Source organism: Histophilus somni 2336 (genome assembly GCF_000019405.1).
Classification (GTDB): domain Bacteria; phylum Pseudomonadota; class Gammaproteobacteria; order Enterobacterales; family Pasteurellaceae; genus Histophilus; species Histophilus somni.
In genome coordinates this window covers 315789-339919 of sequence record NC_010519.1, presented here as the reverse complement: position 1 = coordinate 339919, position 24131 = coordinate 315789, and the positions used below count along the sequence as shown (strand labels likewise).

At 37.1% G+C, this 24131-nt stretch carries 22 protein-coding genes, 1 tRNA gene and 1 pseudogene; 10 read left to right on the top strand and 14 right to left on the bottom strand.

What is annotated here, in order from left to right; translation table 11 throughout:
• Nucleotides 1–113 precede the first annotated feature (113 nt).
• The 5 genes and pseudogenes from recA (at nucleotide 114) to tyrS (ending at nucleotide 7164) form a co-directional block, all read left to right on the top strand.
• On the top strand, nucleotides 114–1181 hold the full coding sequence (gene recA / locus HSM_RS01615; RefSeq protein ID WP_012341176.1) for a recombinase RecA: 1068 nt from the start codon (nucleotides 114–116) through the stop codon (nucleotides 1179–1181).
• Between the two features lie 108 nt (nucleotides 1182–1289).
• Nucleotides 1290–1754, top strand: coding sequence for a recombination regulator RecX (gene recX, locus HSM_RS01610; RefSeq protein ID WP_012341175.1), 465 nt, complete (start codon nucleotides 1290–1292; stop codon nucleotides 1752–1754).
• A 101-nt stretch (nucleotides 1755–1855) separates the two neighbouring features.
• Nucleotides 1856–3571: a proline--tRNA ligase gene (gene proS / locus HSM_RS01605; protein ID WP_012341174.1), complete on the top strand. Its 1716-nt coding sequence runs from the start codon at nucleotides 1856–1858 to the stop codon at nucleotides 3569–3571.
• Between the two features lie 137 nt (nucleotides 3572–3708).
• Nucleotides 3709–5785: pseudogene (locus HSM_RS01600) on the top strand (TonB-dependent receptor domain-containing protein).
• Nucleotides 5786–5976: 191 nt separating this feature from the next.
• Nucleotides 5977–7164 carry a tyrosine--tRNA ligase gene (tyrS, locus tag HSM_RS01595; RefSeq protein ID WP_011609461.1) on the top strand — a complete coding sequence of 396 codons (1188 nt, stop codon included), beginning with the start codon at nucleotides 5977–5979 and terminating at the stop codon, nucleotides 7162–7164.
• A gap of 47 nt (nucleotides 7165–7211) precedes the next feature.
• On the opposite strand, the gene recR is transcribed toward tyrS, so the two are convergent.
• A complete protein-coding gene (gene recR, locus HSM_RS01590; protein ID WP_012341172.1) occupies nucleotides 7212–7817 on the bottom strand; it encodes a recombination mediator RecR in 606 nt (201 codons plus the stop codon).
• A 62-nt stretch (nucleotides 7818–7879) separates the two neighbouring features.
• Nucleotides 7880–8209 (bottom strand): YbaB/EbfC family nucleoid-associated protein, encoded by a 330-nt coding sequence (locus HSM_RS01585; protein WP_011609463.1) that lies wholly within the window; start codon nucleotides 8207–8209, stop codon nucleotides 7880–7882.
• 125 nt (nucleotides 8210–8334) lie between these two features.
• Between HSM_RS01585 and HSM_RS01580 the strand changes: the two genes are divergently transcribed.
• The 3 genes from HSM_RS01580 to HSM_RS01570 all read left to right on the top strand — a co-directional run bounded on the left by HSM_RS01580 (nucleotide 8335) and on the right by HSM_RS01570 (nucleotide 10820).
• On the top strand, nucleotides 8335–10233 hold the full coding sequence (locus HSM_RS01580; RefSeq protein WP_011609464.1) for a DNA topoisomerase III: 1899 nt from the start codon (nucleotides 8335–8337) through the stop codon (nucleotides 10231–10233).
• Between the two features lie 137 nt (nucleotides 10234–10370).
• The gene (gene secG, locus HSM_RS01575) at nucleotides 10371–10715 is read left to right on the top strand and encodes a preprotein translocase subunit SecG (RefSeq protein WP_011609465.1); all 345 of its coding nucleotides are present in this window, start codon (nucleotides 10371–10373) and stop codon (nucleotides 10713–10715) included.
• 19 nt (nucleotides 10716–10734) lie between these two features.
• Nucleotides 10735–10820 (top strand) — tRNA-Leu (locus HSM_RS01570).
• Between the two features lie 470 nt (nucleotides 10821–11290).
• Here HSM_RS01570 and secF read toward each other — a convergent pair.
• From secF to HSM_RS01525, 10 genes are all read right to left on the bottom strand, one after another.
• Nucleotides 11291–12259, bottom strand: a complete 969-nt coding sequence (gene secF / locus HSM_RS01565; RefSeq protein WP_012341171.1) for a protein translocase subunit SecF — start codon at nucleotides 12257–12259, stop codon at nucleotides 11291–11293.
• A 12-nt stretch (nucleotides 12260–12271) separates the two neighbouring features.
• Nucleotides 12272–14122 carry a protein translocase subunit SecD gene (gene secD / locus HSM_RS01560; RefSeq protein ID WP_012341170.1) on the bottom strand — a complete coding sequence of 617 codons (1851 nt, stop codon included), beginning with the start codon at nucleotides 14120–14122 and terminating at the stop codon, nucleotides 12272–12274.
• 31 nt (nucleotides 14123–14153) lie between these two features.
• Nucleotides 14154–14453, bottom strand: coding sequence for a preprotein translocase subunit YajC (yajC, locus tag HSM_RS01555; protein WP_012341169.1), 300 nt, complete (start codon nucleotides 14451–14453; stop codon nucleotides 14154–14156).
• 155 nt (nucleotides 14454–14608) lie between these two features.
• On the bottom strand, nucleotides 14609–15739 hold the full coding sequence (gene tgt / locus HSM_RS01550) for a tRNA guanosine(34) transglycosylase Tgt (RefSeq protein WP_041605219.1): 1131 nt from the start codon (nucleotides 15737–15739) through the stop codon (nucleotides 14609–14611).
• 50 nt (nucleotides 15740–15789) lie between these two features.
• Nucleotides 15790–16860, bottom strand: coding sequence for a tRNA preQ1(34) S-adenosylmethionine ribosyltransferase-isomerase QueA (gene queA, locus HSM_RS01545; protein ID WP_011609470.1), 1071 nt, complete (start codon nucleotides 16858–16860; stop codon nucleotides 15790–15792).
• A gap of 131 nt (nucleotides 16861–16991) precedes the next feature.
• Nucleotides 16992–18260 (bottom strand): TRAP transporter large permease, encoded by a 1269-nt coding sequence (locus HSM_RS01540; protein ID WP_012341167.1) that lies wholly within the window; start codon nucleotides 18258–18260, stop codon nucleotides 16992–16994.
• 17 nt (nucleotides 18261–18277) lie between these two features.
• Nucleotides 18278–18730: a TRAP transporter small permease gene (locus HSM_RS01535; RefSeq protein WP_012341165.1), complete on the bottom strand. Its 453-nt coding sequence runs from the start codon at nucleotides 18728–18730 to the stop codon at nucleotides 18278–18280.
• A complete protein-coding gene (locus tag HSM_RS01530) occupies nucleotides 18727–19599 on the bottom strand; it encodes a TRAP transporter substrate-binding protein (RefSeq protein ID WP_012341164.1) in 873 nt (290 codons plus the stop codon). Before HSM_RS01530 ends, HSM_RS01535 begins: the two co-directional genes overlap by 4 nt.
• 514 nt (nucleotides 19600–20113) lie before the next feature.
• Nucleotides 20114–20281 carry a peptidoglycan-binding domain-containing protein gene (locus HSM_RS11245; protein ID WP_370483450.1) on the bottom strand — a complete coding sequence of 56 codons (168 nt, stop codon included), beginning with the start codon at nucleotides 20279–20281 and terminating at the stop codon, nucleotides 20114–20116.
• A 303-nt stretch (nucleotides 20282–20584) separates the two neighbouring features.
• Entirely contained in the window at nucleotides 20585–20884 is a 300-nt protein-coding gene (locus HSM_RS01525; RefSeq protein ID WP_143432498.1) for a hypothetical protein, read from the bottom strand.
• A gap of 188 nt (nucleotides 20885–21072) precedes the next feature.
• Here HSM_RS01525 and HSM_RS01520 point away from each other — a divergent pair, with 188 nt between their 5' ends.
• Together HSM_RS01520 and HSM_RS01515 are read left to right on the top strand one after the other, a co-directional pair.
• A complete protein-coding gene (locus HSM_RS01520) occupies nucleotides 21073–21279 on the top strand; it encodes a hypothetical protein (RefSeq protein WP_178384363.1) in 207 nt (68 codons plus the stop codon).
• Nucleotides 21280–21287: 8 nt separating this feature from the next.
• Entirely contained in the window at nucleotides 21288–21476 is a 189-nt protein-coding gene (locus HSM_RS01515) for an antitoxin VbhA family protein (protein ID WP_011609476.1), read from the top strand.
• Nucleotides 21477–21786: 310 nt separating this feature from the next.
• Here the strand turns inward: HSM_RS01515 and trhP are convergent, their stop codons facing one another.
• Nucleotides 21787–23163, bottom strand: coding sequence for a prephenate-dependent tRNA uridine(34) hydroxylase TrhP (gene trhP / locus HSM_RS01510; protein ID WP_012341160.1), 1377 nt, complete (start codon nucleotides 23161–23163; stop codon nucleotides 21787–21789).
• A 141-nt stretch (nucleotides 23164–23304) separates the two neighbouring features.
• The gene (locus tag HSM_RS01505) at nucleotides 23305–24114 is read right to left on the bottom strand and encodes a DNA ligase (protein ID WP_012341159.1); all 810 of its coding nucleotides are present in this window, start codon (nucleotides 24112–24114) and stop codon (nucleotides 23305–23307) included.
• Nucleotides 24115–24131 lie beyond the last annotated feature (17 nt).

Sequence of the window (24131 nt, the reverse complement as noted above, 5' to 3'; positions counted from 1 at the left end):
TTGCTGATGAGATCGCAAAATTTCTAAAAAGATAAAATTTTAAATTGCACTGTATGTGAATACAGTATAATATTATATATAAATTCTGATAGATAATTTATTTGAGGTATAACATGGCAACCCCAGAAGAAAAAGCAAAAGCACTTGAAGCCGCTCTAGGACAAATTGAGAAACAATTTGGTAAGGGTGCAATTATGAAATTAGGGGAAACCCAAAAACTGGATATTGAAGCAATTTCAACCGGCTCACTTAGTTTGGATGTTGCTTTAGGTATCGGCGGCTTACCAATGGGACGTATTGTTGAAATTTTTGGCCCCGAGTCCTCAGGCAAAACGACATTAACACTATCGGTTATCGCACAAGCACAAAAAGCAGGTAAAACCTGTGCATTTATTGATGCAGAACACGCACTTGATCCAATTTATGCGGCTAAATTAGGTGTTGACGTTAAAGAGTTATTAATTTCTCAACCGGATAACGGAGAGCAAGCACTGGAAATCTGTGATGCTCTCGTTCGTTCCGGTGCGGTAGACGTTGTGATTGTTGACTCTGTTGCCGCTTTAACACCGAAAGCAGAAATTGAAGGTGAAATGGGTGATACTCATGTTGGTTTACAAGCAAGACTTATGTCACAAGCATTACGCAAATTAACGGGGCAGATCAAAAACTCAAATTGTTTGGTCGTCTTTATCAACCAAATTCGCATGAAAATTGGTGTTGTTTTTGGTAATCCAGAAACTACCACAGGCGGTAATGCTTTAAAATTCTACGCTTCTGTTCGTCTTGATATTCGTCGTGTTGGCAGTATCAAAAATGGTGATGAAGTCATTGGTAATGAAACTCGTGTAAAAGTGGTTAAAAATAAAGTCGCACCTCCGTTCCGCCAAGTTGATTTCCAAATTTTATACGGTGAGGGTATTTCAAGAAATGGTGAACTTATTGAACTTGGCGTAAAACATAAGTTAGTAAATAAATCCGGTGCTTGGTTCTCCTATGAGGGCGAAAAAATTGGTCAAGGGAAAACAAATGCGATGAAATGGTTAGCTGAACATCCTGAGCAAGCTGCTATTTTAGAGCAAAAATTACGTTCAGAATTATTAGCAAATCCGGAAAAAGCACTATTAGCGGATCTTGAAGCTGAATCAGAATCAAACATATCTGAAGTTGAAAGTGATTTTTAATTAGTACTGAGTATTTAGCTCTCATCATAGAAAGTGCGGTAAAATGACTGCACTTTCTTCCGTCCGTATTCTCTTTATCTACATTTAACTACAAAGGAAAATAAATATATGTCTTCGCTCGCATTAAGTTATGTGATTGGTTTACTTGCTCGGCGTGAATATAGTGAATTTGAACTTCGTTGCAAAATGCAGGAGAAACGTTTTACTGAGCAAGAAATTACTCAAACACTTACCCACTGTCAACAAAAAAACTGGCAAAATGATAAACGTTTTGCTGAAAATTACCTTTATTATCGTGCAAAACGTGGTTATGGTTTACAGCGAATTAGACAGGAATTGTATCAGCTAAAAGGCATTCCAGCAGAACTAATTAACGAAATTGAGCAAGAAAGTGAAATTGATTGGAACGAAATAGTATTACAGGTTTTAAATAAAAAATTTCCTTACTATCGTGATAAATTAGATTCTAGGGCTAAACAAAAAATTTGGCGTTATATGCTTTCTCATGGATTTAGTCATAATGACTTCGCAAATTACGTCGCTACCGGAAAGGATAACTATTCCCTTGACTAAAAAATATGACTTTCTTATCCCTTTTACTTTTTTTCCAATAGTACTCAATGGTACACTATCACCAATTTTTTCATTCAAGATCATGAAATATAGGAACAAAAATGCGTACGAGTAAATATTTATTATCAACATTAAAAGAAACCCCAAATGATGCTCAAGTAGTAAGTCATCAGTTGATGTTACGGGCAGGTATGATACGACCTTTGGCATCCGGCTTATATAACTGGTTACCCACCGGCTTACGTGTTTTGAAAAAAGTGGAAAATATTGTTCGTGAGGAAATGAATAAGAGCGGTGCAATTGAAGTTGAAATGCCTGTTGTTCAACCGGCAGAGCTATGGCAAGAGTCCCAACGCTGGGAGCAATATGGTCCAGAACTGTTACGTTTTGTAGATCGTGGCAACCGTGATTTCGTCTTGGGGCCTACTCACGAAGAAGTTATTACCGATTTGGTGCATCGTGAAGTCAGTTCTTATAAACAATTACCATTGAACTTATATCAAATTCAAACAAAATTCCGTGATGAAGTGCGACCTCGTTTCGGCGTAATGCGTGGCCGTGAATTTTTGATGAAGGATGCCTATTCTTTCCATACCAGCAAAGAATGTTTACAAAATACCTATGATGTCATGTATCGAACTTACAATAATATTTTTACTCGTTTAGGATTAGATTTTCGTGCCGTACAAGCTGATACAGGATCTATTGGAGGCAGTGCATCTCATGAGTTTCAAGTACTGGCAAAAAGTGGCGAGGATGATATTGTTTTTTCAAGCAATTCCGACTACGCAGCCAATATTGAATTGGCGGAGGCCGTAGCAATAGGTCAACGCCAGGCACCGAGTGCAACTATGGAGTTAGTAGATACACCAAATGCAAAAACTATTAATGACTTAGTTGAACAATTTAATTTATCTGTGGAAAAAACAGTTAAAACACTGATCGTAAAAGGTGCAAATGAAGACCAACCTCTTATCGCATTGATTGTACGTGGAGATCATGAGTTAAACGAAGTCAAAGCACAAAAATTACCGGAAGTCGCCGATCCTCTAGAATTTGCAAATGAAGACGAAATAAAAACAAAAATTGGTGCCGGTATAGGATCGTTAGGGCCTGTGAACCTACCAATTCCGGCTATTATTGATCGCTCCGTGGCACTCATGAGCGATTTCAGCACTGGTGCGAACATTGATGGCAAACATTACTTTAATGTTAACTGGGATCGTGATGTTGCCCTACCTAAAGTTGCAGACTTACGTAATGTTGTAGAAGGCGATCCAAGTCCTGATGGCAAAGGTACTTTACAGATTAAGCGAGGTATTGAAGTTGGGCATATTTTCCAATTAGGTACAAAATATTCGGAGGCAATGAAAGCAACTGTACAAGGTGAAGATGGTCGCCCACAAACGATGATTATGGGTTGCTACGGCATCGGAGTAAGTCGTGTTGTTGCTGCAACTATTGAGCAGTGCCATGATGAAAAAGGAATTATTTGGTCTTCTGATGAAATTGCACCGTTCACTGTGGCAATTATCCCAATGAATATGTATAAGTCAAAAAATGTACAAATTTTTGCTGAAGAATTGTATCAGAGCTTACTCAATAAAAATGTAGATGTTATCTTTGATGATCGAAAAGAGCGTCCCGGAGTGATGTTTGCGGATATAGAATTGATAGGTGTTCCTCATATGATTGTTATTGGTGAAAAAAATTTAGAAAAAGGCGAAATTGAATATAAAAATCGTCGTACGGGTGAAAAACAAATAATTGCTAAAGAGCAGGTATTAGATTTCCTTGCTCAACGAGTTAACGCTTGATTTATGTGAAAATTTGAATGAGAAATATTTGCAATAAAATTAAATTATGTTAGTATCACGCCGTTTTTATCATTGAAAATAATTTTCAATATAAGAATTAGAATATGTTTCTAAAGTTTTTATATTAAGGAAATCAAATGAAAAAGTTTAAATTGCTGCCTATTCCCGCTCTAGTATTTGGTGTGTTTGCCGCAAATACATTTGCTCAAGCAGATACTACAAGGTTAGACACCATCAATGTTACAAATCATCAAGGTTTAAAAGTCAAAACCAATGTCGTGACCACCCAAATCAAAGACGAAAGTACGGAAACCGATTTACGCGGTTTACTGAAAAACGAGCCATCTATCGCCATAGGGGGGGGGTAACGGCACTTCTCAATACCTTTATATTCGTGGTATGGGACAAAACTCCATTGATGTTAAAGTGGACAATGCGTATTCTGATGCACAAATTCACTACCATCAAGGTCGTCATATGCTAGACCCTGCCATGGTCAAAATTGTGTCTGTCCAAAAAGGGGCAGGTAGTGCTTCAGCTGGTATCGGTCAAACCAACGGGGCGATTGTTGCCAAAACCCTAGATGCCTTAGATTTACTGGAAGGCAGTGATAAAAACTTCGGTGCAAGAGTTGGCACAGGCTTCAGCACCAATTACTCTCAAAATTATAATGCCACCGTATATGGAAAAAGCGGGATGTTTGATGCGTTAATCGCAACAAACTTTGTCAAAGACGGCAATTACAAAGCCGGTAAAGGTTATTATGATTCAGTAAACAAATCTGACCGTGTCTTGTACAGCGATTTAAATAAACTCAGCTACCTCGCCAAAGTCGGTGCTACCGTCGGCGATCACCGTTTTGTCTTGAGCCATTTGCACGAACAACATGAAGGCGATCGTTTGGTGCGTGAAGAGTTTGTCAATTTTAATCCAAACAAACAAGCCCCCGCTGCACGCAAAATGACGGTCGATAACACCAATTTAGAATGGACAGGGAAAAACTTAGGCTTTGCCAAAGAAGCCACTGTCAATGTTTATCGTTTAGTACATGGTCGTTGGTCTGCCAATGACAAAGGCAATGGTTATGCCGGCAATAGAGAAGGTGCCACTCAAATCAAAGTGGTGACCCAAGGAGCAAACGTCAATTTTGATTTACCGGTTCATCACAATGTACTCGTGAAATACGGTATCAACTACCGCCATCAAGAGTCCAAACCGCACTTTAAAGCCGGAGGTATCTCTAATCAACGTAAATCAGATACTGGTTTTTATGTGGAAGCCATAACAGCAGCCACTGACCAGCTTACGCTAACAACCGGGTTACGCTATGATCAGTTTACCTTTAAAGCGATGGACGGCAAAAAAGTCAGTGATTCAAGTTTTAACCCGAGTATCGGCGTGATTTTCGAAGCCACCCCTGAGCTAAGCTTTAGTGCGAGTCATAACTACGCTACCCGTAGCCCACGTATGCAAGATGCCATTTTAAGTCATGGTCAAAATCGTGGTTTAACCAGTATTCTTGAAGGCACCAAAGCCGAGCAGGCACGCACCACTGAAATCGGGTTTAACTATGACAACGGTACGTTCAGTGTAGACGGTAGCTATTTCTGGCAACGTATCAAAGATGCCCTAGGCACAACCGCCGGTCGCGACAACCACTCGAATCATGGTGGTTGGCAGAGCATCTTAAATGCTGGCAAAATTAAAAACCGCGGTTATGAATTGAATTTCGGTTACCATCAAGGTGGCTTTACCGCTCGTCTTGGTGTCGCCGACAGCAAACCTCGCTTCTACACCAATCTTGGCAAAAAAGCCAAAAAAAGTGGCGGCATCGAAAATAACAAACCACTACTAAGCGGCAATCCTGAATACGCTTCTGCGATGGGTCGCACATGGACGGCATCTGTAAGTTACCGTTTCGAGGAACCTAATATTGAAATCGGTTTACATCACCGCCTTGTTGAAAAAGTCAAAGCTAAAGACGACTTCTTACTGGTAGGGGGTAACGTTACGCCGGGTAAAGGCAAACCTGGTTATAATGTAACTGACCTGACAATCAACTGGAAACCGTTTAACGATGACAGCATGAATGTCAACTTTGCAATTGATAATATTATGAACAAGCATTACAAATCGCATGCACAACGTGGAAATGATAACACGCTTCCAGCACGTGGTCATGAATTCCGCTTGGGTGTAAATTATAAATTCTAGTCTTTAAAATAGAAGATAAGTGGTCAAAAGGAAATACTTTTTGACCGCTTTTTTTATTCGCACTTTGGTCGCCGAGAAAAAAATGAATTATTACGACAACCTTATATTCTATGGACTTTTCTTTTAATCAATAATCCCTATAATAAGGAAAATAAAAAACTTATTAATATTATTCAAATTAAGGATTCATAATGACTAATATAAATACTGTAATTGCCGAATTGAAACGTGGTGTTGATCATGTTTTTTCAGAACAGGATTTCATTGAAAAACTCAAAGAAAACCGTCCGCTACGCATTAAATTAGGTGCAGATCCAACGGCACCCGATATTCATCTAGGGCATACGGTTGTACTTAATAAACTTCGCCAATTCCAGAACTTTGGTCATGAAGTAATCTTTCTAATCGGCGATTTTACCGCAACAGTAGGCGATCCTTCAGGAAAAAATACTACTCGTCCCCCTTTATCAAGAGAAGATGTGTTACGCAATGCGGAAACTTATAAAACACAAATTTTCAAAATATTGGATCCACAAAAAACACAAGTTGTATTCAATTCAGATTGGTTAGGTAAGTTGGGTACAATAGGAATGATCCGTTTGGCATCGAATTATACTGTTGCAAGAATGTTGGAACGTGATGATTTTAAAAAACGATTTAACAATAATCAACCGATTGCCATTCATGAATTTATTTATCCCCTTTTACAAGGTCATGATTCCGTACATTTAGAAGCCGATGTCGAGTTAGGCGGTACAGATCAAACCTTCAATTTATTAATGGGGCGTGAGCTACAAAAATCTTGCGGACAAAAACCTCAAGTTGCAATTACTATGCCTTTATTAGTCGGATTGGACGGTGAGAAAAAAATGTCTAAATCTCTCGGTAACTATATTGGCGTAACCGAAACACCAAGTAATATGTTTGGTAAAATCATGTCAATTTCCGATGAGCTTATGTGGGATTGGTATAACCTGTTGTCATTCCGCCCGCTCACAGAAATTACACAATTAAAAAAGGATGTTGAAAACGGTCGTAATCCACGTGATGTCAAAATCTTACTTGCAAAAGAAATTATTACACGCTTTCACAGTGCTGATGATGCAGATACTGCAGAACAAGAATTTATTGATCGTTTTCAAAAAGGGGCAATACCTGATGACATGCCGGAATTTACCTTTACCGGCGAAATCGGTTTAGCGAATTTATTAAAAGATGCTGGACTTGTTGGCTCAACTTCTGAGGCTATTCGTATGGTGCAGCAAGGTGGGGTCAAAATTAATGGTGAAAAAGTCGACAATGCAAAACTTATTGTTTCACCTTCCACCGCAGTTTATCAAGTCGGAAAACGAAAATTCGCACGTGTAACGATAAAATAAGGATTGACATCCTCCCCACCTAAAGTCGGGGGAGGACGTCAACCATGTTATAGTTGAATTTCACGACGCCCAATAAGTGAATGACTTAAAGTTGTGCCGTCAACTGTTTCCAATTCCCCTCCTACAGGGATACCATGAGCAATACGGCTGACCTTTATATTATGTTGAAAACACATTTCCGCAATATAATTCGCTGTTGCCTCGCCTTCAACGGTTGGATTGGTTGCCAAAATAACTTCATAAAAACTTTCATGTTGTAACCGCTTTTGCAATAAATCCAAACCGATTTCTTTCGGACCAATCCCATCTAAAGGAGATAAATGTCCCATTAACACAAAATATCGCCCGGAAAATTGCCCTGTTTGCTCAATAGCCGGAATATCGGAAGGCTGTTCCACAACACAAAGAAAACCCGAATTTTGTCGTCTTGGATTATTACAAATTGCACAACTCTCTTCTTCCGTAAAAGTGCGGCAATGAGTACAATGACCAATTTTCGACATCGCTTCGGTTAAAGCACCAGCTAAATTCATACCACCGCTACGATCACGTTGCAATAAATGATATGCCATACGCTGTGCGGATTTAGGACCAACGCCGGGTAAACAGCGTAAATGTTCAATCAGATTTTCTAAAAGAGGACTGCTTTGCATAATGAATTATCTTATTAAAAAAACGGACGCAAACATTGCGTCCCGGTCATATATGAATTAATTTAAAACGGCATTTTAAATCCCGGAGGTAAAGACATACCGGCAGTAACGGATGCCATTTTTTCTTTTTGCATTTCTTCTGCACGGCGTACTGCATCGTTAAATGCCGCTGCAATAAGATCTTCTAACATTTCTTTATCGTCTTCCATTAAAGAAGGATCAATATCAATACGACGACAGTTATGAGCACCATTGATTGTAACCTTAATTAAACCCGCTCCGGCTTCGCCTGTTACTTCTAATTGTGCAATTTCTTCTTGCATTTTTTGCATCCGCTCTTGCATTTGCTGAGCTTGCTTCATCAAGTTACCTAAACCACCTTTTCCGAACATAATTTTCTTCCATCTAAGTTAATCAAAAAACGCAAGGCATTTTAGCGAAAATTTAGCGAATTTGGAATAGCCTGACTTTATGTTAGAATATTTGGCTTTCATCAATCCCTAGAATCAGTAGTCTAATGCGATTATTTATAGCGGAAAAACCCAGCCTTGCTCGAGCTATTGCTGACGTATTGCCTAAACCTCATCAACGTGGACAAGGCTTTGTCAAATGTGGCGAACAAGATTATGTAACTTGGTGTGTAGGACATTTATTGGAACAAGCTGCTCCTGATGTTTACAATCCAATGTTCAAACAATGGCGTTTAGAACATTTACCTATTATTCCGCAAAAATGGCTATTACTTCCCAGACAAGAAGTAAAAAGTCAGTTGGACATTGTACTTAAATTAATTCATCAAGCAGACATTATAATTAATGCTGGGGATCCGGATCGAGAAGGGCAATTATTAGTTGATGAAGTTTTCAGTTATGCCAAGTTGCCTGCTACAAAATTAGCCGAAATTCAACGTTGTCTAATTAACGATCTCAATCCAAGTGCGGTAGAAAAAGCAATAAAAAAATTACAGCCTAACAAAAATTTTATCCCCCTTGCTACATCAGCATTAGCACGTTCAAGAGCAGATTGGTTATATGGCATTAATATGACCCGAGCCTACACTATTCGTGGTCGTCAATCAGGCTATAACGGTGTTCTATCCGTTGGCCGAGTGCAGACACCTGTCTTGGGATTAATTGTACGTCGTGATTTAGAAATTGAGCATTTTCAACCGAAAGATTTTTTTGAGGTTCAAGCCTTTATTGCAACAAAAGAAAAAATGCCCTCAACATTTACCGCACTTTGGCAACCGAGTAAAGCCTGTGAAGATTATCAAGATGAAGAAGGACGGGTGTTATCCAACGCTTTAGCTAAAAATGTAGTAAAACGCATTACCGCACAGCCAGCAACGGTGACAGAATATATTGATAAAAGAGAAAAAGAAACCGCCCCTTTGCCTTATTCACTTTCTGCATTACAAATAGATGCAGCGAAACGTTATGCCATGTCTGCACAAGAGGTTTTAGATGTTTGTCAAAAATTATACGAAACCCATAAATTAATCACTTACCCACGTTCCGATTGTCGCTATTTGCCTGAAGAACATTTTTCCGCACGACATACTATTTTACGTGCAATTTCCACACACAGTATTTTATATAAAGAAATTCCCGATATAGTTAATACTGAGCTGAAAAATCGTTGTTGGAACGATAAAAAAGTAGAAGCACATCATGCCATTATCCCAACGGCAAAAAATAAAACTGTGTCTTTAAGCCAAAATGAACAACAAATCTATGATTTAATTGCTCGCCAATACTTAATGCAATTTTGTCAAGAGGCTGAATATCGAAAAAGTAAAATTACATTAGATATTGCTGGGGGAACTTTTATTGCTCAAGCGAGAAATTTACAAATTGCGGGCTGGAAACAACTTTGGGGAAAAGAGGATGAAGATGAACAACAAGAACCTTTGCTTCCTATTGTGAAAAAAGGTGATGAATTATTTTGTGAAAAAGGTGATGTAATTAGCAAAAAAACACAACCGCCAAAACCTTTTACCGATGCAACCTTACTTTCGGCAATGACGGGAATCGCACGTTTTGTACAAAATAAAGAATTGAAAAAAATCTTACGTGAAACAGATGGTCTAGGTACGGAAGCAACAAGAGCAGGCATTATTGAATTATTATTTAAGCGAGGATTCATCTATAAAAAAGGGCGGAATATTCACAGTACAGAAACAGGCAGAACACTCATTCAAGCCTTACCAGAAATCGCAACTCAGCCGGATATGACCGCACATTGGGAAGCTCAACTGGACAGCATTAGCCGCAGGCAAGGATCCTATCAACAATTTATGCAAACGCTCAGTGAACTTTTACCTGAATTATTAGGTTACTTTAATTTTTCCGCACTGCGGAAACTAGGACTTCAAACGAAAGAGAATAAAAAAGCAGATTTGAAAAAAAATGAGTAAACACAGTTTAAATTTTGCCTGAAATTAAAACAATTAACCGAATTTTTATCAAAACCACTTGCGAAGGTTTCCAATATTAGATAGTATTCGCACGTTATTTTGTTTATAGAAATGTTTGAATTTAGAGAGAAGAAATAATGTACCAAGTTTTACTGATCGCTTACTTAGTTATTGCCATTGTCCTCATTGGTTTCATCTTAATCCAACAAGGTAAAGGTGCTAATGCAGGGGCTTCGTTTGGCGGTGGTGCTTCAGGAACAGTTTTTGGTTCAGCAGGTGCAGGCAATTTCTTATCTCGTACGACAGCCATTTTGGCAACAGCATTTTTTGCTATCAGTTTATTGATTGGTAATATCAATTCACATAGCAATAATGTTAAAAGTGGTAAGTTTGATGATTTATCAAAAGTTGCGGAGCAAGTTCAGGAAAAACAACAAAGCATACCGACACCTGACACAAAAAACAGCGACATTCCTCAATAAAAACCTAAATTCAAATTACGCTCTGGTGGTGGAATTGGTAGACACGCTATCTTGAGGGGGTAGTGTCCGTAGGACGTGCGAGTTCAAGTCTCGCTCAGAGCACCAAAAAGTTACCTCGTTAATCCCCAAAATCGCTACTTAAAATTTCAATAATTCTGTCTTTTCCGTTTGCTCTCCAAAACTAAGATTTTAGAATTACCTCCAAATACTTCTAAAAATTTTCACGCCTAAAATACATACCGTCTACCAAAAAAACGTGTAGTAGAGTCTATACATAGCAATACGTTATATTGAGAAAGACAATCTTTTTTTTCAAAGCAAGACAGTAGGCACTTTTTGACCGATTACTATGCTTGCTTATTCGATTTATTCGACCTTAAGATGATACAGATAGGTTTTTGATGAGAATAACATAAGAAAAACATGACTAACGTTTTGAACCAAAAAAACTCGTGTTAAACAACTCTTGTTGTGAAAAATCCTACCACTCATTTTTCATTGTTATTTTTTTAAACAGTTTCCAGTGTTTTGATTTGTTGGTTCTAAATGTCGGGCAAATGCCCGACAACATGAGTTTAGAAGCCTTCTTCAAACTCTTCCTTTTCAACAATTTGGATTAGCATATGTTCACGTTTTAGCCCTAAATCAAGAGCTAGAGTAATTGCAATATAAATCGTTGAATAAGTACCAAAAGCAATCCCTATTAACAACGCAAGTGAAAAGCTATGGATTGTTGGTCCACCGAAAGCAAAAAGTGCAATTACGACAAATAATGTTGTGATTGATGTCATTAATGTCCTTGCCAAAGTTTGGGTCAATGAAATATCAATAATTTCAACAGTATCAATACGGCGAATTTTACGGAAATTTTCTCGCACTCGGTCAAAAACAACGATACTATCATTAAGCGAATATCCTACAACAGACAGGATAGCAGCCACGAAGGTAAGATCCATTTCAATTTGGAAGTAGGAAAAAACACCTAAAGTGACAATAACATCATGAGCAAGGGCAATAACTGCTCCTGTACCTAAACGCCATTCGAAACGGAAAGCAATATAACCTAATAACATCAGTAATGTTGCTAATGTTGCGTAAATTGCACCTTGTGTTAATTCTTCACCAACATTCGGACCTACAAATTCAATACTATGAATTTCAAGACCTTCATCCAAACTATTGAGGATAGTTTTAATTTTATTACCCACTTCAGCACTACTTTCTACGACAGGTAATCTGATCATGACATCTCGAACACCTCCCGTAGTTTGTACCAACGCACTTTCTATTCCATTCTCTTTTAATGTAGATCGTACTTTATTGAGGTCTGCTGGTTGAGAAAAATGGGTATCGATCACTGTTCCACCGGTAAAATCCAGTCCCCAGTTGAATCCTTTAGTAAAAATAAAGAAAAAACAGACCGCAGTTACAATGATAGAGAAAGCATATCCCCAGTAGCGGTATTTCATAAAAGGGGTTAGTTTAAAAGGTAAAATGACCCCTTTATATTCATGCACTTTTTTATTGCGTGTAAATAAACTCACTATTCACCTGCCTTAAATTGATAATTTTTCAACACGTTTTCCGCCATAGATTAAGTTTACAAGAAAACGAGTTCCTGTAATGGCAGTAAACATTGAAATCGCTACACCTAAAGAGAGTGTAATAGCAAACCCTTTAACCGGTCCAGTACCTACAGCATATAATACGACTGATGTTAGAATAGTGGTTAAGTTCGCATCAAAAATACTCGTAAATGCACCGCTATAACCTTCATTAATAGCTTGCTGAATTGTGCGACCATTATTAATTTCTTCTTTTATTCGTTCAAAAATCAATACATTAGCATCAACAGACATACCGACAGATAAAACAATCCCTGCGATACCCGGCATTGTTAAAGTCGCTCCGGGTAATAAAGACATTATACCTACAAGAAGTATCATATTGGCAATAAGGGCTATGCCGGCAAATAAACCGAAGAGTTTATAGTAAAATAGAATAAATATAATCGTAATGGCTAATCCCCATAATCCTGCTTTCAGCCCTTGTTCAACATTTTGAGCCCCCAAAGATGGGCCTACCGTTCTCTCTTCAATAATTTGAATTGGTGCAGTTAAAGCACCTGAACGTAGTAATACCGATAGGTTTTGTGCTTCAGCAGGGCTATTGATGCCGGTAATTTGGAATTGTGAACCGAAACGACCTTGGATTGTCGCAACATTAATAACTTCTTCATGTTTAGCTAAAATAGTTTTACCATGTTCGTCTTTTTTACCACTGTCTTTATATTCTACATATAGAGTTGCCATTGGTTTCTTTAGATTAAGTTTGGTAGTTTGTGACATAATTTCACCACCTTCAGAATCTAAAGTAACCGAAACCTGAGGAGAACCGGTATTTTGATCTATGCCTGAACTTGCATTAGTAATATGCTCACCGCCTAATACAGCTCGTCGATATAACACAATAGGACTACCATTGCGATCATATTTCACTTCCGAATCAGAAGGCACCATACCTTTAAGAGCGACATCTAAATTTGCATTTTGATTTACTAAACGGAATTCCAGCGTTGCTGTTGCACCTAGAATTTCTTTTGCCCGAGCTGTATCCTGTACACCGGGTAATTCCACTACAATACGCTCAGCCCCTTGACGCTGAATAACAGGTTCAGCAACACCCAATTCTTCTACACGACGACGTAAAATACTTAAGTTTTGTTCAATAGCATGATCACGAATTTCTCTTAGAGCGTTCTCTGATAATTCTAAACTTAGTGTGTTTTCAGAAATGGCATTAACGTTCAGATTTTGATGTTGTTTACGCAAGAAACGTTGTACATCGGAAAGTTGTTCCGGTTTAGCTAAGGTAATGAGAGTTGTAAAATTTTCTCCATTACGAATAGACGTATATTGATATTTTTCTTTGCGTAATTCGGTACGTAAGCTGTCTTGTAATTGTTCTTGGCGTTTATCCAATGCAGTGTGCATATCCACTTCCATTAAGAAACGAACACCTCCCCGTAGGTCTAACCCCCATTTCATCGGTCTACCGCCAATATTGGTTAACCATTTTGGTGTGGCGGGTGCAAGGTTAAGTGCAACGGAATAATTATTACCAAGTTGTTCAATAATTTTATCTTTAGCTAAAAGTTGATCATCTGTATTGTTGAAACGAGCTAAAATTGAGCCGTTTTCCAAAATAATTGATTTGATAGGTAAATTATTTTGCTCTAATAATGTTTGTACATTAGTAAGCACGTTTATATCAGCGGTTTGCCCTCGTGTTCCAGAGATTTGTACAGCTGGATCTTCACCGTAAAGATTTGGAAGAGAATATAAAACACCAATGGCGATCACTAGGATCACCATTAGATTCTTCCATAAAGGGTAACGATTTAACATAGACTTGTTCCCTTGCGGAATGAATGAAAATTTAGATAGATTTTAAAGAACCTTTTGGCAATACGGCTACGATAAAATCGCGTTTGATAGTGATTTCAGTTGTATCATTTAATGCGATAACGACATAATCGTTTTCAGCACTGATTTTGCTGATTTTACCGATAATACCACCTGAAGTTAACACCTCAGTGCCTTTCGCTAATTCAGACATTAACTGCTTATGTGCTTTGTTACGTTTTGCTTGTGGACGATAGATCATAAAATAGAAAATCAATCCAAAAATGGCAAAAATAAATAACATAGAAAGTGGGCTACTTTGTTGAGCTTCCATTATTTTATCCTTATAAGTGAGTTAAACATTCATTAAAAACTTGCGTAAAATAGCATAAAATTCTTTTAATGTGAAAATATCTTTTTATTTCACCGCACTTTATTTATCAATAACCGACCTTGTAGGTTATTTCTCCGACAATTATTATTACTTTCTTATCGTGCAGGCACAGATTTACCGATTTTTTTATAAAATTCTACAACAAAATCCTCAAAACGATCTTCTTCAATCGCTTGACGAATTTGAGCCATTAAACGTTGATAATAGCGAAGATTATGAATGGTATTTAATCTCGCCCCCAAAATTTCACCGCACTTATCCAGATGATATAAATAAGCTTTGGTATAGTGTTTACAGGTATAGCAATCACATTCAGGATCAAGGGAGGTTGTGTCATTACGATATTTTGCATTACGAATTTTTACAATACCGTTACTGACAAAAAGATGACCGTTACGAGCATTACGAGTTGGCATAACGCAATCAAACATATCAATACCACGCCGAACACCTTCAACCAAATCTTCCGGTTTACCGACACCCATTAAATAACGAGGTTTATCCGCCGGAAGTTGCGGGCAAACATATGCTAAAATTCTGTGCATATCTTCTTTAGGTTCTCCAACAGCTAATCCACCAACAGCATAACCGTCAAAACCGATATTAATTAACCCCTCAATAGAAAGTTTACGTAAATCTTCAAAAGTACTGCCTTGTACAATACCGAACAAGGCATTTTTATTACCTAATTCATCAAAACGTTCACGACTACGCTTTGCCCAACGTAAAGACATTTCCATGGATTTTTTGGCATAATCGAAAGTTGCCGGATAAGGTGTACATTCATCGAAAATCATCACGATGTCCGAACCTAAATCATATTGAATTTCCATAGATTTTTCCGGTGATAAGAAAATTCTTTCGCCATTAATTGGATTTTGAAATTTAACACCTTCTTCAGTAATTTTACGCAATTTACCTAAGCTAAAAACTTGAAAACCACCACTATCGGTTAAAATTGGACGATGCCATTGCATAAAATCGTGTAAATCACCGTGTTGACGCATAATTTCTTGACCCGGGCGAAGCCACAAATGAAAGGTATTTCCCAGTAAAATTTCTGCCCCTGTTGCCCGCACTTCTTCAGGTGTCATGCCCTTTACCGTGCCATAGGTTCCAACCGGCATAAAAGCTGGCGTTTCCACCGTAAATTCGCCCTGCGGACGATTAAAAGTCATGGTACCTCGACGTGCCATACCGTTAGTTTTATGTAAGGTAAATTTCATTGTCATTTGTAATCCTTCTCGTCAGATAAACAGTCTGATGTAATCGGCTTTTAGGCCTTCGTAATAAACATGGCATCGCCATAGCTAAAAAAGCGATAGCGATTTTCGACCGCACTTTTATAAGCATTCATCGTATGTTGATAACCGGCAAAAGCAGAAACCAGCATAATCAAAGTACTCTCCGGCAAATGGAAATTGGTAATCAAACAGTCAATAACACGAAATTTTTTGCCCGGATAAATAAAAATGGAAGTGTCGGAAAAATAGGGTTCAAGTAAATGAGTGCTATTATTTTCTTCGGCAAAAAGTGCCGCACTTTCAATTGACCGTACAGAAGTTGTACCTACTGCAATAACTCGTTTACCCTTTGCTTTTGTGGCTAAAACAGCATCAACCACTTCTTGCGGGACTTCCACATATTCTGCGTGCATTTTATGATCTTCAATATTTTCTACACGAACAGGTTGGAAAGTGCCGGCACCGACATGTAAGGTAACAAAGGCAAAATTAACCCCCTTGTTTTTGAGTTGTGTCAATAGCTCATCATCAAAATGTAAGCCGGCAGTTGGTGCAGCCACAGCCCCGGGAACTTTATTGTAGACCGTCTGATAGCGTTCTTTATCGGCATCTTCATCTGGACGATCAATGTAAGGGGGTAAAGGCATATGACCTATTTTCTGTAAAATATCTAAAAGAGCGGTACTTTTATCACTTAATTCCAGTTCAAATAAATTTTCATGGCGTGCCTTCATCAGCATTTCAACACCCTTCCCTTCTCCCAGCTTATCTTCACCTAAAAAAAGCACTGTATTTTCTTTCGGTGATTTTGAAGATCGAATATGGGCTAAAAAATGATGTTCATTTAATACCCGCTCAACCAACACTTCTATTTTTCCACCACTTGCTTTTCGCCCAAACATTCTCGCCGGAATCACTCGGGTATTATTAAAAATCAGCAAATCGCCTTCGTTAATCAGATCTGCAACATCGCTAAAAGTGCGGTGAAATAATTCTCCGTTTTGTCCGTTTAATTGCAACATACGACTGGAAGAACGCTCACGTTTGGGATAACGTGCAATTAATTCATCAGGTAAGTCAAAATAGAAATCAGATAAATACATAACTTCGTAAAATCATAATAAAAACTGTAAGGGCGTAGTCTAGTCGCAAATATGGGTTCATACAAGAGGAAATTGTGTCATTATCGCCATCAAGTGAGTAAAATGAAAAACACATTATACTCACTTGTTTTTTAACGGAACATATTAGGTATCATCAAAGAGATCGAAGGGAATAATATCATCAGTAACACAACGATGAATATGACACCTAAATAAGGAACGAGGTATTTTAGCGTTTCCTGTAGTTTGACATTAGCAATCCCCATGGTAATGAACAATACTCCACCGACAGGAGGTGTTACACCTGCATAAACTAAGACCACGATCATAATTATGGCAAATTGTATCGGATCTATTCCATATTGATAAGCTACTGGCATTAAAATTGGTGCAACAATAATAGTTGCGGCAATAGTTTCAATAAACATGCCGATAAATAATAAAAATGCTACTAAGAGCAGAAGGATCATGTAAGGATTATCCGTAATACTTGTTAAGAACCCTATAATTAAATCAGGCAAACGAGTGAAGGCGATAATCCATGATAAAATAGTTGCTCCCGATATAATTAGGGTACACATTGCGGTCATTGCGGCTGCATTTAGTATTGAATGTTTGAATTTTTTAAAAGTTAATTCTTTATAATAAATACCGACTGCAATAGCATAAAGTACTGCTACAGCCCCAGCTTCAGTTGGCGTAAAGAAGCCAACCAAAATTCCACCTACTATGATAACCGGCATAAATAATGCAGAAGACGCCTCTTTAAATGCTTTGCATAAAATGGCTCTAGATGCCTTTTGATCTCTACCAAGATTATATTTTTTAGCATAGAAATAGGTGACTAGAACCAATCCGATAGCTATAGCAATTCCAGGTAAAATCCCTGCTAAAAATAAATCTTTAATTGATAATCCAGTTAATGAGGCAAAAATAATCGCAGTTAAGCTAGGTGGAATAATTGGACCAAGAGATCCTGCTACAGATTGAAGGACTGCAGTTAAGCCTGCTGGATAGCCATTTTTTTTCATGGTAGGTATCATAATTGAACCGACGGCGGCTGTATCTGCTGCTGCAGATCCTGATACTCCGGCAAAAATTACAGAGGTGGATATATCTATCATACCTAGACCGCCTCTAAAATGTCCGACTAAACATTTCGATAAATGAATAAGTCTTCTGGATATTCCTCCATTCTCCATTAATTCTCCAGCTAACATAAAAAACGGAATTGCTAATAATGAAAAGGAATTTATACCTGAGAATAAACGCTGAGAAATCAATGCTAACGGTAAATCATTAGACAGAATTGAAATTATGGCACCTAATCCCATTGAAAATGCAATAGGCACACCGAGCAGAACCAAAATAAAGAAGCATAAGAATGCAAGAAGTAGCATATATCACCTCATTATAATTAACGTTTCTTGATTAAATTTTTAATTTGCTCATAAACCATCAATACCCCACCAACAGGTATCGCAAGATTTAGAGTCCACATTGGAACACCTAGTAAAGGGGAGTATGAATTTGTATTATTAATACAAAGTATATATCCCAAGATAATGACTGCGAGTATGTAAATGACAGAAATAACATTCACAATAATATGAGCAATACTACCAACGGTTTGTTCTAATTTATCCAGCACAATATCAAAGGTAATATTAATACCCTTAGCAATTGTTAAACTTGAAGCTATCCAAGCTAGCCAAATAAAAATAAATCTAGATAATTCCTCAGTCCAAGCGAAAGGATGTGATGTTAAAAATCTAGAAAAAACGCCTATAGATACAACAATGACAAGTGCAGAAAAAAGTATAATCGTTAATGTATTTCTGAATGAGGAAATATAACCATCTAGTTTCATTTTTGTGCCTCTTTATATAATTCTTCTAATCCGTTCGCTTGAACAAATTTATCAACCATTGGTTTAGCTTTTTCTCTTAGAGTTGGTATATCTACATTATGAAACTCGACACCTTGTTGTTTTAGATAACTTCTCCATTTTTCATCAGTGTTGACAGTCTTAATATAAAACTGATCTATTGCAAAAGTTACAGCCTCTTTAATCCATTGTTGTTCAGATTCCGTTAATGAATTAAATTTTTTAGCACTAATATTTAACGCAGTAAAGGTCATGGCATGTTGTGTTTCATACCAGTTTTTAGCTACTTCGCTGATTTTAATGGAGCTTAAAAATTCCGGATTACCTTCCATACCATCCACAACTCCTGTTTGGATAGCAGTGTATGCCTCACCTGATGGAATTGGACTTGGTGTAGCTCCAAGAGAAGTTATGGTATTAACAAGTACAGGAGAATTTGGTACTCGAATTTTTAAGCCATCAAATTTATTATTATCAGCAAGTTCTTTTTTAAGAATAATATTTCTATAAGCGACAGGTTGAATACTTAATATTTTAACCCCTGATTTGGCTTCAACTTGTTTTTTAATTTCTGCCATTTTGGCTGTATTTAGTAATTTTTTAATATGCTCCATATCCTTAAAAAAATAAGGCATATCTAAAATCCCAATTGGAGAATAATAAGATGCAATGATGCTAGTATCTGAGATGGACATATCAACAGTACCGAGCTTCATTCCTTCAAATAGCTCCACTTGATCGCCTAAAATCCCGTTTGAGTAAACATCAACAGTAAGTTTTCCATTAGATATTTCTTTGAGTTTGTCTGAAAAATCTATAACTAGTGTATGGTTAACATTATCATTAGCCATATGATGAGCCAATCTTAGGGTTTTAGCTTGTGATAGTACAGGAAGGGAGATAAGTAGCGTAGTTAAAAGAATGCTATGCAGTTTTTTGCAGTTTTTTGCAGTTTTTTGCAGTTTTTTGCAGTTTTTTGCAGTTTTTTGCAGTTTTTTGCAGTTTTTTGCAGTTTTTTGCAGTTTTCATAGAATTTTCCTATCAATTTTAGCATATGTAAATATTAAATTTAGCAATGAACTTCTCTATTTAGTGATCAGACTGTAATATTGAACCACTTAAATACCTTGATATTAATACAATATTGCTACTTTTATTTCAATGCAAAATTTTCATTTTTATTAAAATTTGGAATTTTTATTTCGTTTTTGTGATAAATATCACAGATATGAAAAACTATAATATACAAGAACATCTGTAATTAAAGCAAAGAAATAGGCACGTTAAAAAGAGTTTAAGTCATATAAAAAGCTATATATTAGAATAAACATTCTATCAATATACAGTACTTCAAAATAATTTTTTTTACTGTAAGTTTGGTTCAAAATACTCAAACAACCGATCCAAGGCGATATCGTTAGTGACGCTGATACCTTTGGTCGCAAGGTAACTTACTGCGGCATTGCGAGTTTTTGTACCAAATTTTCCGTCCACTTTAAGTTTGTAACCTTTTTTGACTAAGGTTTTTTGAATAATACGCGTTTTTTCTTCCGCACTATAAACTCCAGCGGGTAGCGTCCTTGTTTTGATGTTGATTTTGGAAAGATTTTGGCACCAATTGGCTGAGCAATACTGCGTAGCAAGTTGTTGGATCTGAGGTTGTGGAAATCCGTTCCATTTTGACAGAATATCGTGAGTGGCGACCGCACCATAAATACCCGCACCTAAAAAACAAGTGGCACAATTTTCGATAAGCGTTGAAATGGTTCTCGGTTACGCATTTTTTGTCGATACTCAGAGGGAATTTTGCGTTGCTGCCAGAAGACAATAATGGAACTAATGAGCCATGCCAGTGCAGAAAAAATCAAAGTTGCCAATAATGTTATGACTGCCCCAACGAAAATAGAGGAGATAGGATAGTTTTTGAAGGAAGTTTCCAACACAAATCGGTTGATTGGCATAACGTTTAAAAAATACAAAAGCTTTCTTTTTATCAATTTTGTTTTTATTTGAGAGTGCTTGCTCTAAAAAATTGAGTTCATCATCAAAAATTGCTGGTCTAACAAAAGGGTAAGGAGGATTAGAAAAAGCGTAGCAAGTATAATTTTTGCCTTGCAATTGAAAATGTTGTTCCAATGATGCTACTTTGCCATAATAAACAAAATAATTGCTATCATTAATGGTTCCGCTTTTTACGTGATCAAAAGCAATTTTTTCTTGACAAAAAATCACGCCAGATTGATTTAATAAATGTTCTAATGGTGCTTTGGCAAATAAAAGTGGTTATTTTTAAAGGTTTTTCAAATAAAACAAGGGGGAGAATTATGGCAACACTCATGGAAAAAGACAGTTTAATCAATGGCATTTCCCAAACACTCGGCTTAATCGTGGCTCAAACAGGTGGTAGAAACGAAGATAGCGAGTTATTAGCCGGCTTGCGTAACAAGCTATACGCTCTTAAACCAGAAGAAATTGACTACGAAGAACTTTCTAAGTTAGTGAGAAAAAAATTTCATAAATATAAATTTTAGGGGGATTTATGCAAGATGATGAAAAATTAACACCTGAAATTTTAACTAGACGGGAATTTCATATAAAAAACGCCTTAGCCAGTTTTGCATTAGAAGGGGAATATCCATCTAAAGAATGTGAAGTATTACTGAAAAAATATGTTTCTGGAGAAATTAAAACTCTAGACGAATTAAGAATAAGATTATTTGAAAAGTAGATAACTTGAAAAATCAGGGGATAGGGCATACAATGGGAATAGGTCGGGGCGAGTTACCACCTCACCCCTTCCGATTGTCTTAGGACAATCTAGTTACTAGATAAGCGATTAGGTCAAGAATGGTTAGAACATAAATCACCCCCTTAGTGCTACAAGACTAAGGCAATCGGCAAGTGCTACGGGTATAGCACTTGCGTTGCCCGATAGCACTGTCTGATAAATTAGGTGATATAAACAGAGGGTAAAAAAGCCCTTTCATCAAGAAAGGGCGAAATATTTTTTACATTCACAAAAAATTTCTAACAAACGATTATTTTTTATTATGCGGATTTCTTGTATTTGCATTAACTAAATTACGCATGAGTAACGCATAATCAAGTTGAATATCTTGAGGAACATCTAAAAAAACAAAATGCCCATCACCAAGTGCGGCATCAATGTGTTCATTTTTACGATTAAGCATACGCTCAATGGTAAAAACCACATTGCCTTTGGGCGTCATTAATTCAACTTCATCACCTAACAAGAATTTATTTTTAACCGCAACTTCCGCCATACCTTGTTCATTACGTTTACCGGTAAATTCGCCAACAAATTGTTGGCGTTCAGAAATAGAATACCCATAATCATAATTTTGGTATTCATCATGCGTATGACGGCGTAAGAAACCTTCGGTATAGCCACGATGTGCCAAACTTTCCAATGTATCCATTAAACTTTCATCAAAAGGTCTGCCTGCTACTGCGTCATCAATAGCCTTGCGATAAACTTGAGCCGTCCTTGCACAATAATAGAAAGATTTTGTACGCCCTTCAATTTTTAAAGAATGAACACCAATTTGTGAAAGTTTTTCTACATGTTGCACTGCACGCAGATCTTTAGAGTTCATAATATAAGTACCATGCTCATCTTCAAAGGCTGACATTTGCTCTTCAGGTCGCTGATTTTCCGCTAATAAAAAGACTTTATTTGTTGTATTTCCTTCACCTAACGTCGGTGCGACATTTTTAACGGGAATTTCTTCACCAACATTCACAATGTTGCCTACTTCATCTGTTTTTCCTTCTACAACAGAATATTCCCAGCGACAGGCATTGGTACAAGTACCTTGATTGGGATCACGCTTGTTAATGTAGCCTGATAATAAACAGCGTCCTGAATATGCCATACATAAAGCACCATGCACAAATATTTCAACTTCAATATCCGGTACTTGCTGGCGAATTTCAGCGATTTCTTCCAAGGAGAGTTCACGAGATAGAATCACTCGAGTTAAACCCAATTGTTTCCAGAATTTCACTGTCGCCCAATTCACTGCATTTGCTTGTACAGAAAGATGAATATCAATATTTGGGAAATGCTCACGCACCAACATAATCAAGCCGGGGTCTGACATGATTAGTGCATCAGGTTGCATATCAATCACGGGTTGTAAATCTTTGATAAAGGTTCTTAATTTAGAATTATGTGGTGCAATATTCACTACAACATAGAATTTTTTACCAAGTGCATGTGCTTCATCAATACCGATTTTTAAATTAGCATGATTAAATTCATTGTTGCGAACTCGCAAACTATATCGAGGTTGACCGGCATATACGGCATCTGCACCATAAGCAAAAGCATAACGCATATTTTTTAACGAACCGGCTGGAGATAATAATTCCGGTTTGAATTGAGTTGTCATAAATTTTCTCTTAAGTCTGATTACAAGTCAGTAGCTTGACTATGCAAGCTATTTGGGGGCTTTATTTTAGGCAGATTTTACGGCTTGTAAAGGAAAATATCAGCCCCATAAGAAGATTTTATATCAATCATCACCGCACTTTTATTCTTTCTTTGAACGCCAATAAGTGGCAAATCGAGGAAGTCCATTTTTAGTTAATCCACGATATTTATAGGTAATAATAGAGCCTATTGGAGGCGGATTTCTACGTTCAATTAAATTAAATCCTGAGCCGATTTTAAAAATGCCACGATGATTTTGACAGCTGATTGATCCTAGCATATTTTCAAATTGTCCTTTACCTTGATGATGAGCTATAACAGTACATTCTTCATCAAGTGCGGTCTTTAATTTCAAAATTTGTGTACTGCGTTTTCGTTCATAGGTAGCATGAGGATTACGTAAAACAACTCCCTCACCTTGCTGTTTTTCAATTTGTTGTAAAAAATTTTTCACTTGTTGTTTAGTTTTAATGGGAATTTGCTCAATAATTTGAATATAAGGTGTAGGATGTTTATCAAGATAATCTTGTAAAACAGCCAGTCTTTCAAATAAATTTCCTTGTGCATTGGGAACATCAAAAACATATAATTTCATTTTTTCCCAACCTTTATCTTTTTTGGAACGTACAATAGAGGATATTTTTTCGAATTGATTACGTTCGGTAAAAAGTTCGCCGTCAATAGCAAAGGGTGGGAAATCACGAATAAAATAGTGCGGTGGCTGAATGACTTTATTTTGTCGAGTGAAAAGTTGTTTGCCATCCCAATATCCCCTAATGCCATCCAACTTTTCACTCATCACCCAACCGCTTACGTCCTGATTTTTATAGTTTTCCAACAGCATGAAATCCGGCAATGTTGCTTGAACTTTTATAATGAACAACATAAAAAATAGTGCTGATACTCGCATAATTATCCTTATATCCG

What these genes read in the sequence shown, in the direction of transcription:
- HSM_RS01580 (WP_011609464.1), top strand. Translation starts at nt 8,335, where the DNA reads ATGCGATTATTTATAGCGGAAAAACCCAGCCTTGCTCGAGCTATTGCT.
- HSM_RS01530 (WP_012341164.1), bottom strand. Translation starts at nt 19,599, where the DNA reads ATGGCTAATGATAATGTTAACCATACACTAGTTATAGATTTTTCAGAC.
- HSM_RS01505 (WP_012341159.1), bottom strand. Translation starts at nt 24,114, where the DNA reads ATGCGAGTATCAGCACTATTTTTTATGTTGTTCATTATAAAAGTTCAA.
- trhP (WP_012341160.1), bottom strand. Translation starts at nt 23,163, where the DNA reads ATGACAACTCAATTCAAACCGGAATTATTATCTCCAGCCGGTTCGTTA.
- recA (WP_012341176.1), top strand. Translation starts at nt 114, where the DNA reads ATGGCAACCCCAGAAGAAAAAGCAAAAGCACTTGAAGCCGCTCTAGGA.
- HSM_RS01535 (WP_012341165.1), bottom strand. Translation starts at nt 18,730, where the DNA reads ATGAAACTAGATGGTTATATTTCCTCATTCAGAAATACATTAACGATT.
- HSM_RS01585 (WP_011609463.1), bottom strand. Translation starts at nt 8,209, where the DNA reads ATGTTCGGAAAAGGTGGTTTAGGTAACTTGATGAAGCAAGCTCAGCAA.
- secD (WP_012341170.1), bottom strand. Translation starts at nt 14,122, where the DNA reads ATGTTAAATCGTTACCCTTTATGGAAGAATCTAATGGTGATCCTAGTG.
- tyrS (WP_011609461.1), top strand. Translation starts at nt 5,977, where the DNA reads ATGACTAATATAAATACTGTAATTGCCGAATTGAAACGTGGTGTTGAT.
- recR (WP_012341172.1), bottom strand. Translation starts at nt 7,817, where the DNA reads ATGCAAAGCAGTCCTCTTTTAGAAAATCTGATTGAACATTTACGCTGT.
- yajC (WP_012341169.1), bottom strand. Translation starts at nt 14,453, where the DNA reads ATGGAAGCTCAACAAAGTAGCCCACTTTCTATGTTATTTATTTTTGCC.
- HSM_RS01520 (WP_178384363.1), top strand. Translation starts at nt 21,073, where the DNA reads ATGGCAACACTCATGGAAAAAGACAGTTTAATCAATGGCATTTCCCAA.
- secG (WP_011609465.1), top strand. Translation starts at nt 10,371, where the DNA reads ATGTACCAAGTTTTACTGATCGCTTACTTAGTTATTGCCATTGTCCTC.
- HSM_RS01540 (WP_012341167.1), bottom strand. Translation starts at nt 18,260, where the DNA reads ATGCTACTTCTTGCATTCTTATGCTTCTTTATTTTGGTTCTGCTCGGT.
- recX (WP_012341175.1), top strand. Translation starts at nt 1,290, where the DNA reads ATGTCTTCGCTCGCATTAAGTTATGTGATTGGTTTACTTGCTCGGCGT.
- tgt (WP_041605219.1), bottom strand. Translation starts at nt 15,739, where the DNA reads ATGAAATTTACCTTACATAAAACTAACGGTATGGCACGTCGAGGTACC.
- proS (WP_012341174.1), top strand. Translation starts at nt 1,856, where the DNA reads ATGCGTACGAGTAAATATTTATTATCAACATTAAAAGAAACCCCAAAT.
- queA (WP_011609470.1), bottom strand. Translation starts at nt 16,860, where the DNA reads ATGTATTTATCTGATTTCTATTTTGACTTACCTGATGAATTAATTGCA.
- HSM_RS01515 (WP_011609476.1), top strand. Translation starts at nt 21,288, where the DNA reads ATGCAAGATGATGAAAAATTAACACCTGAAATTTTAACTAGACGGGAA.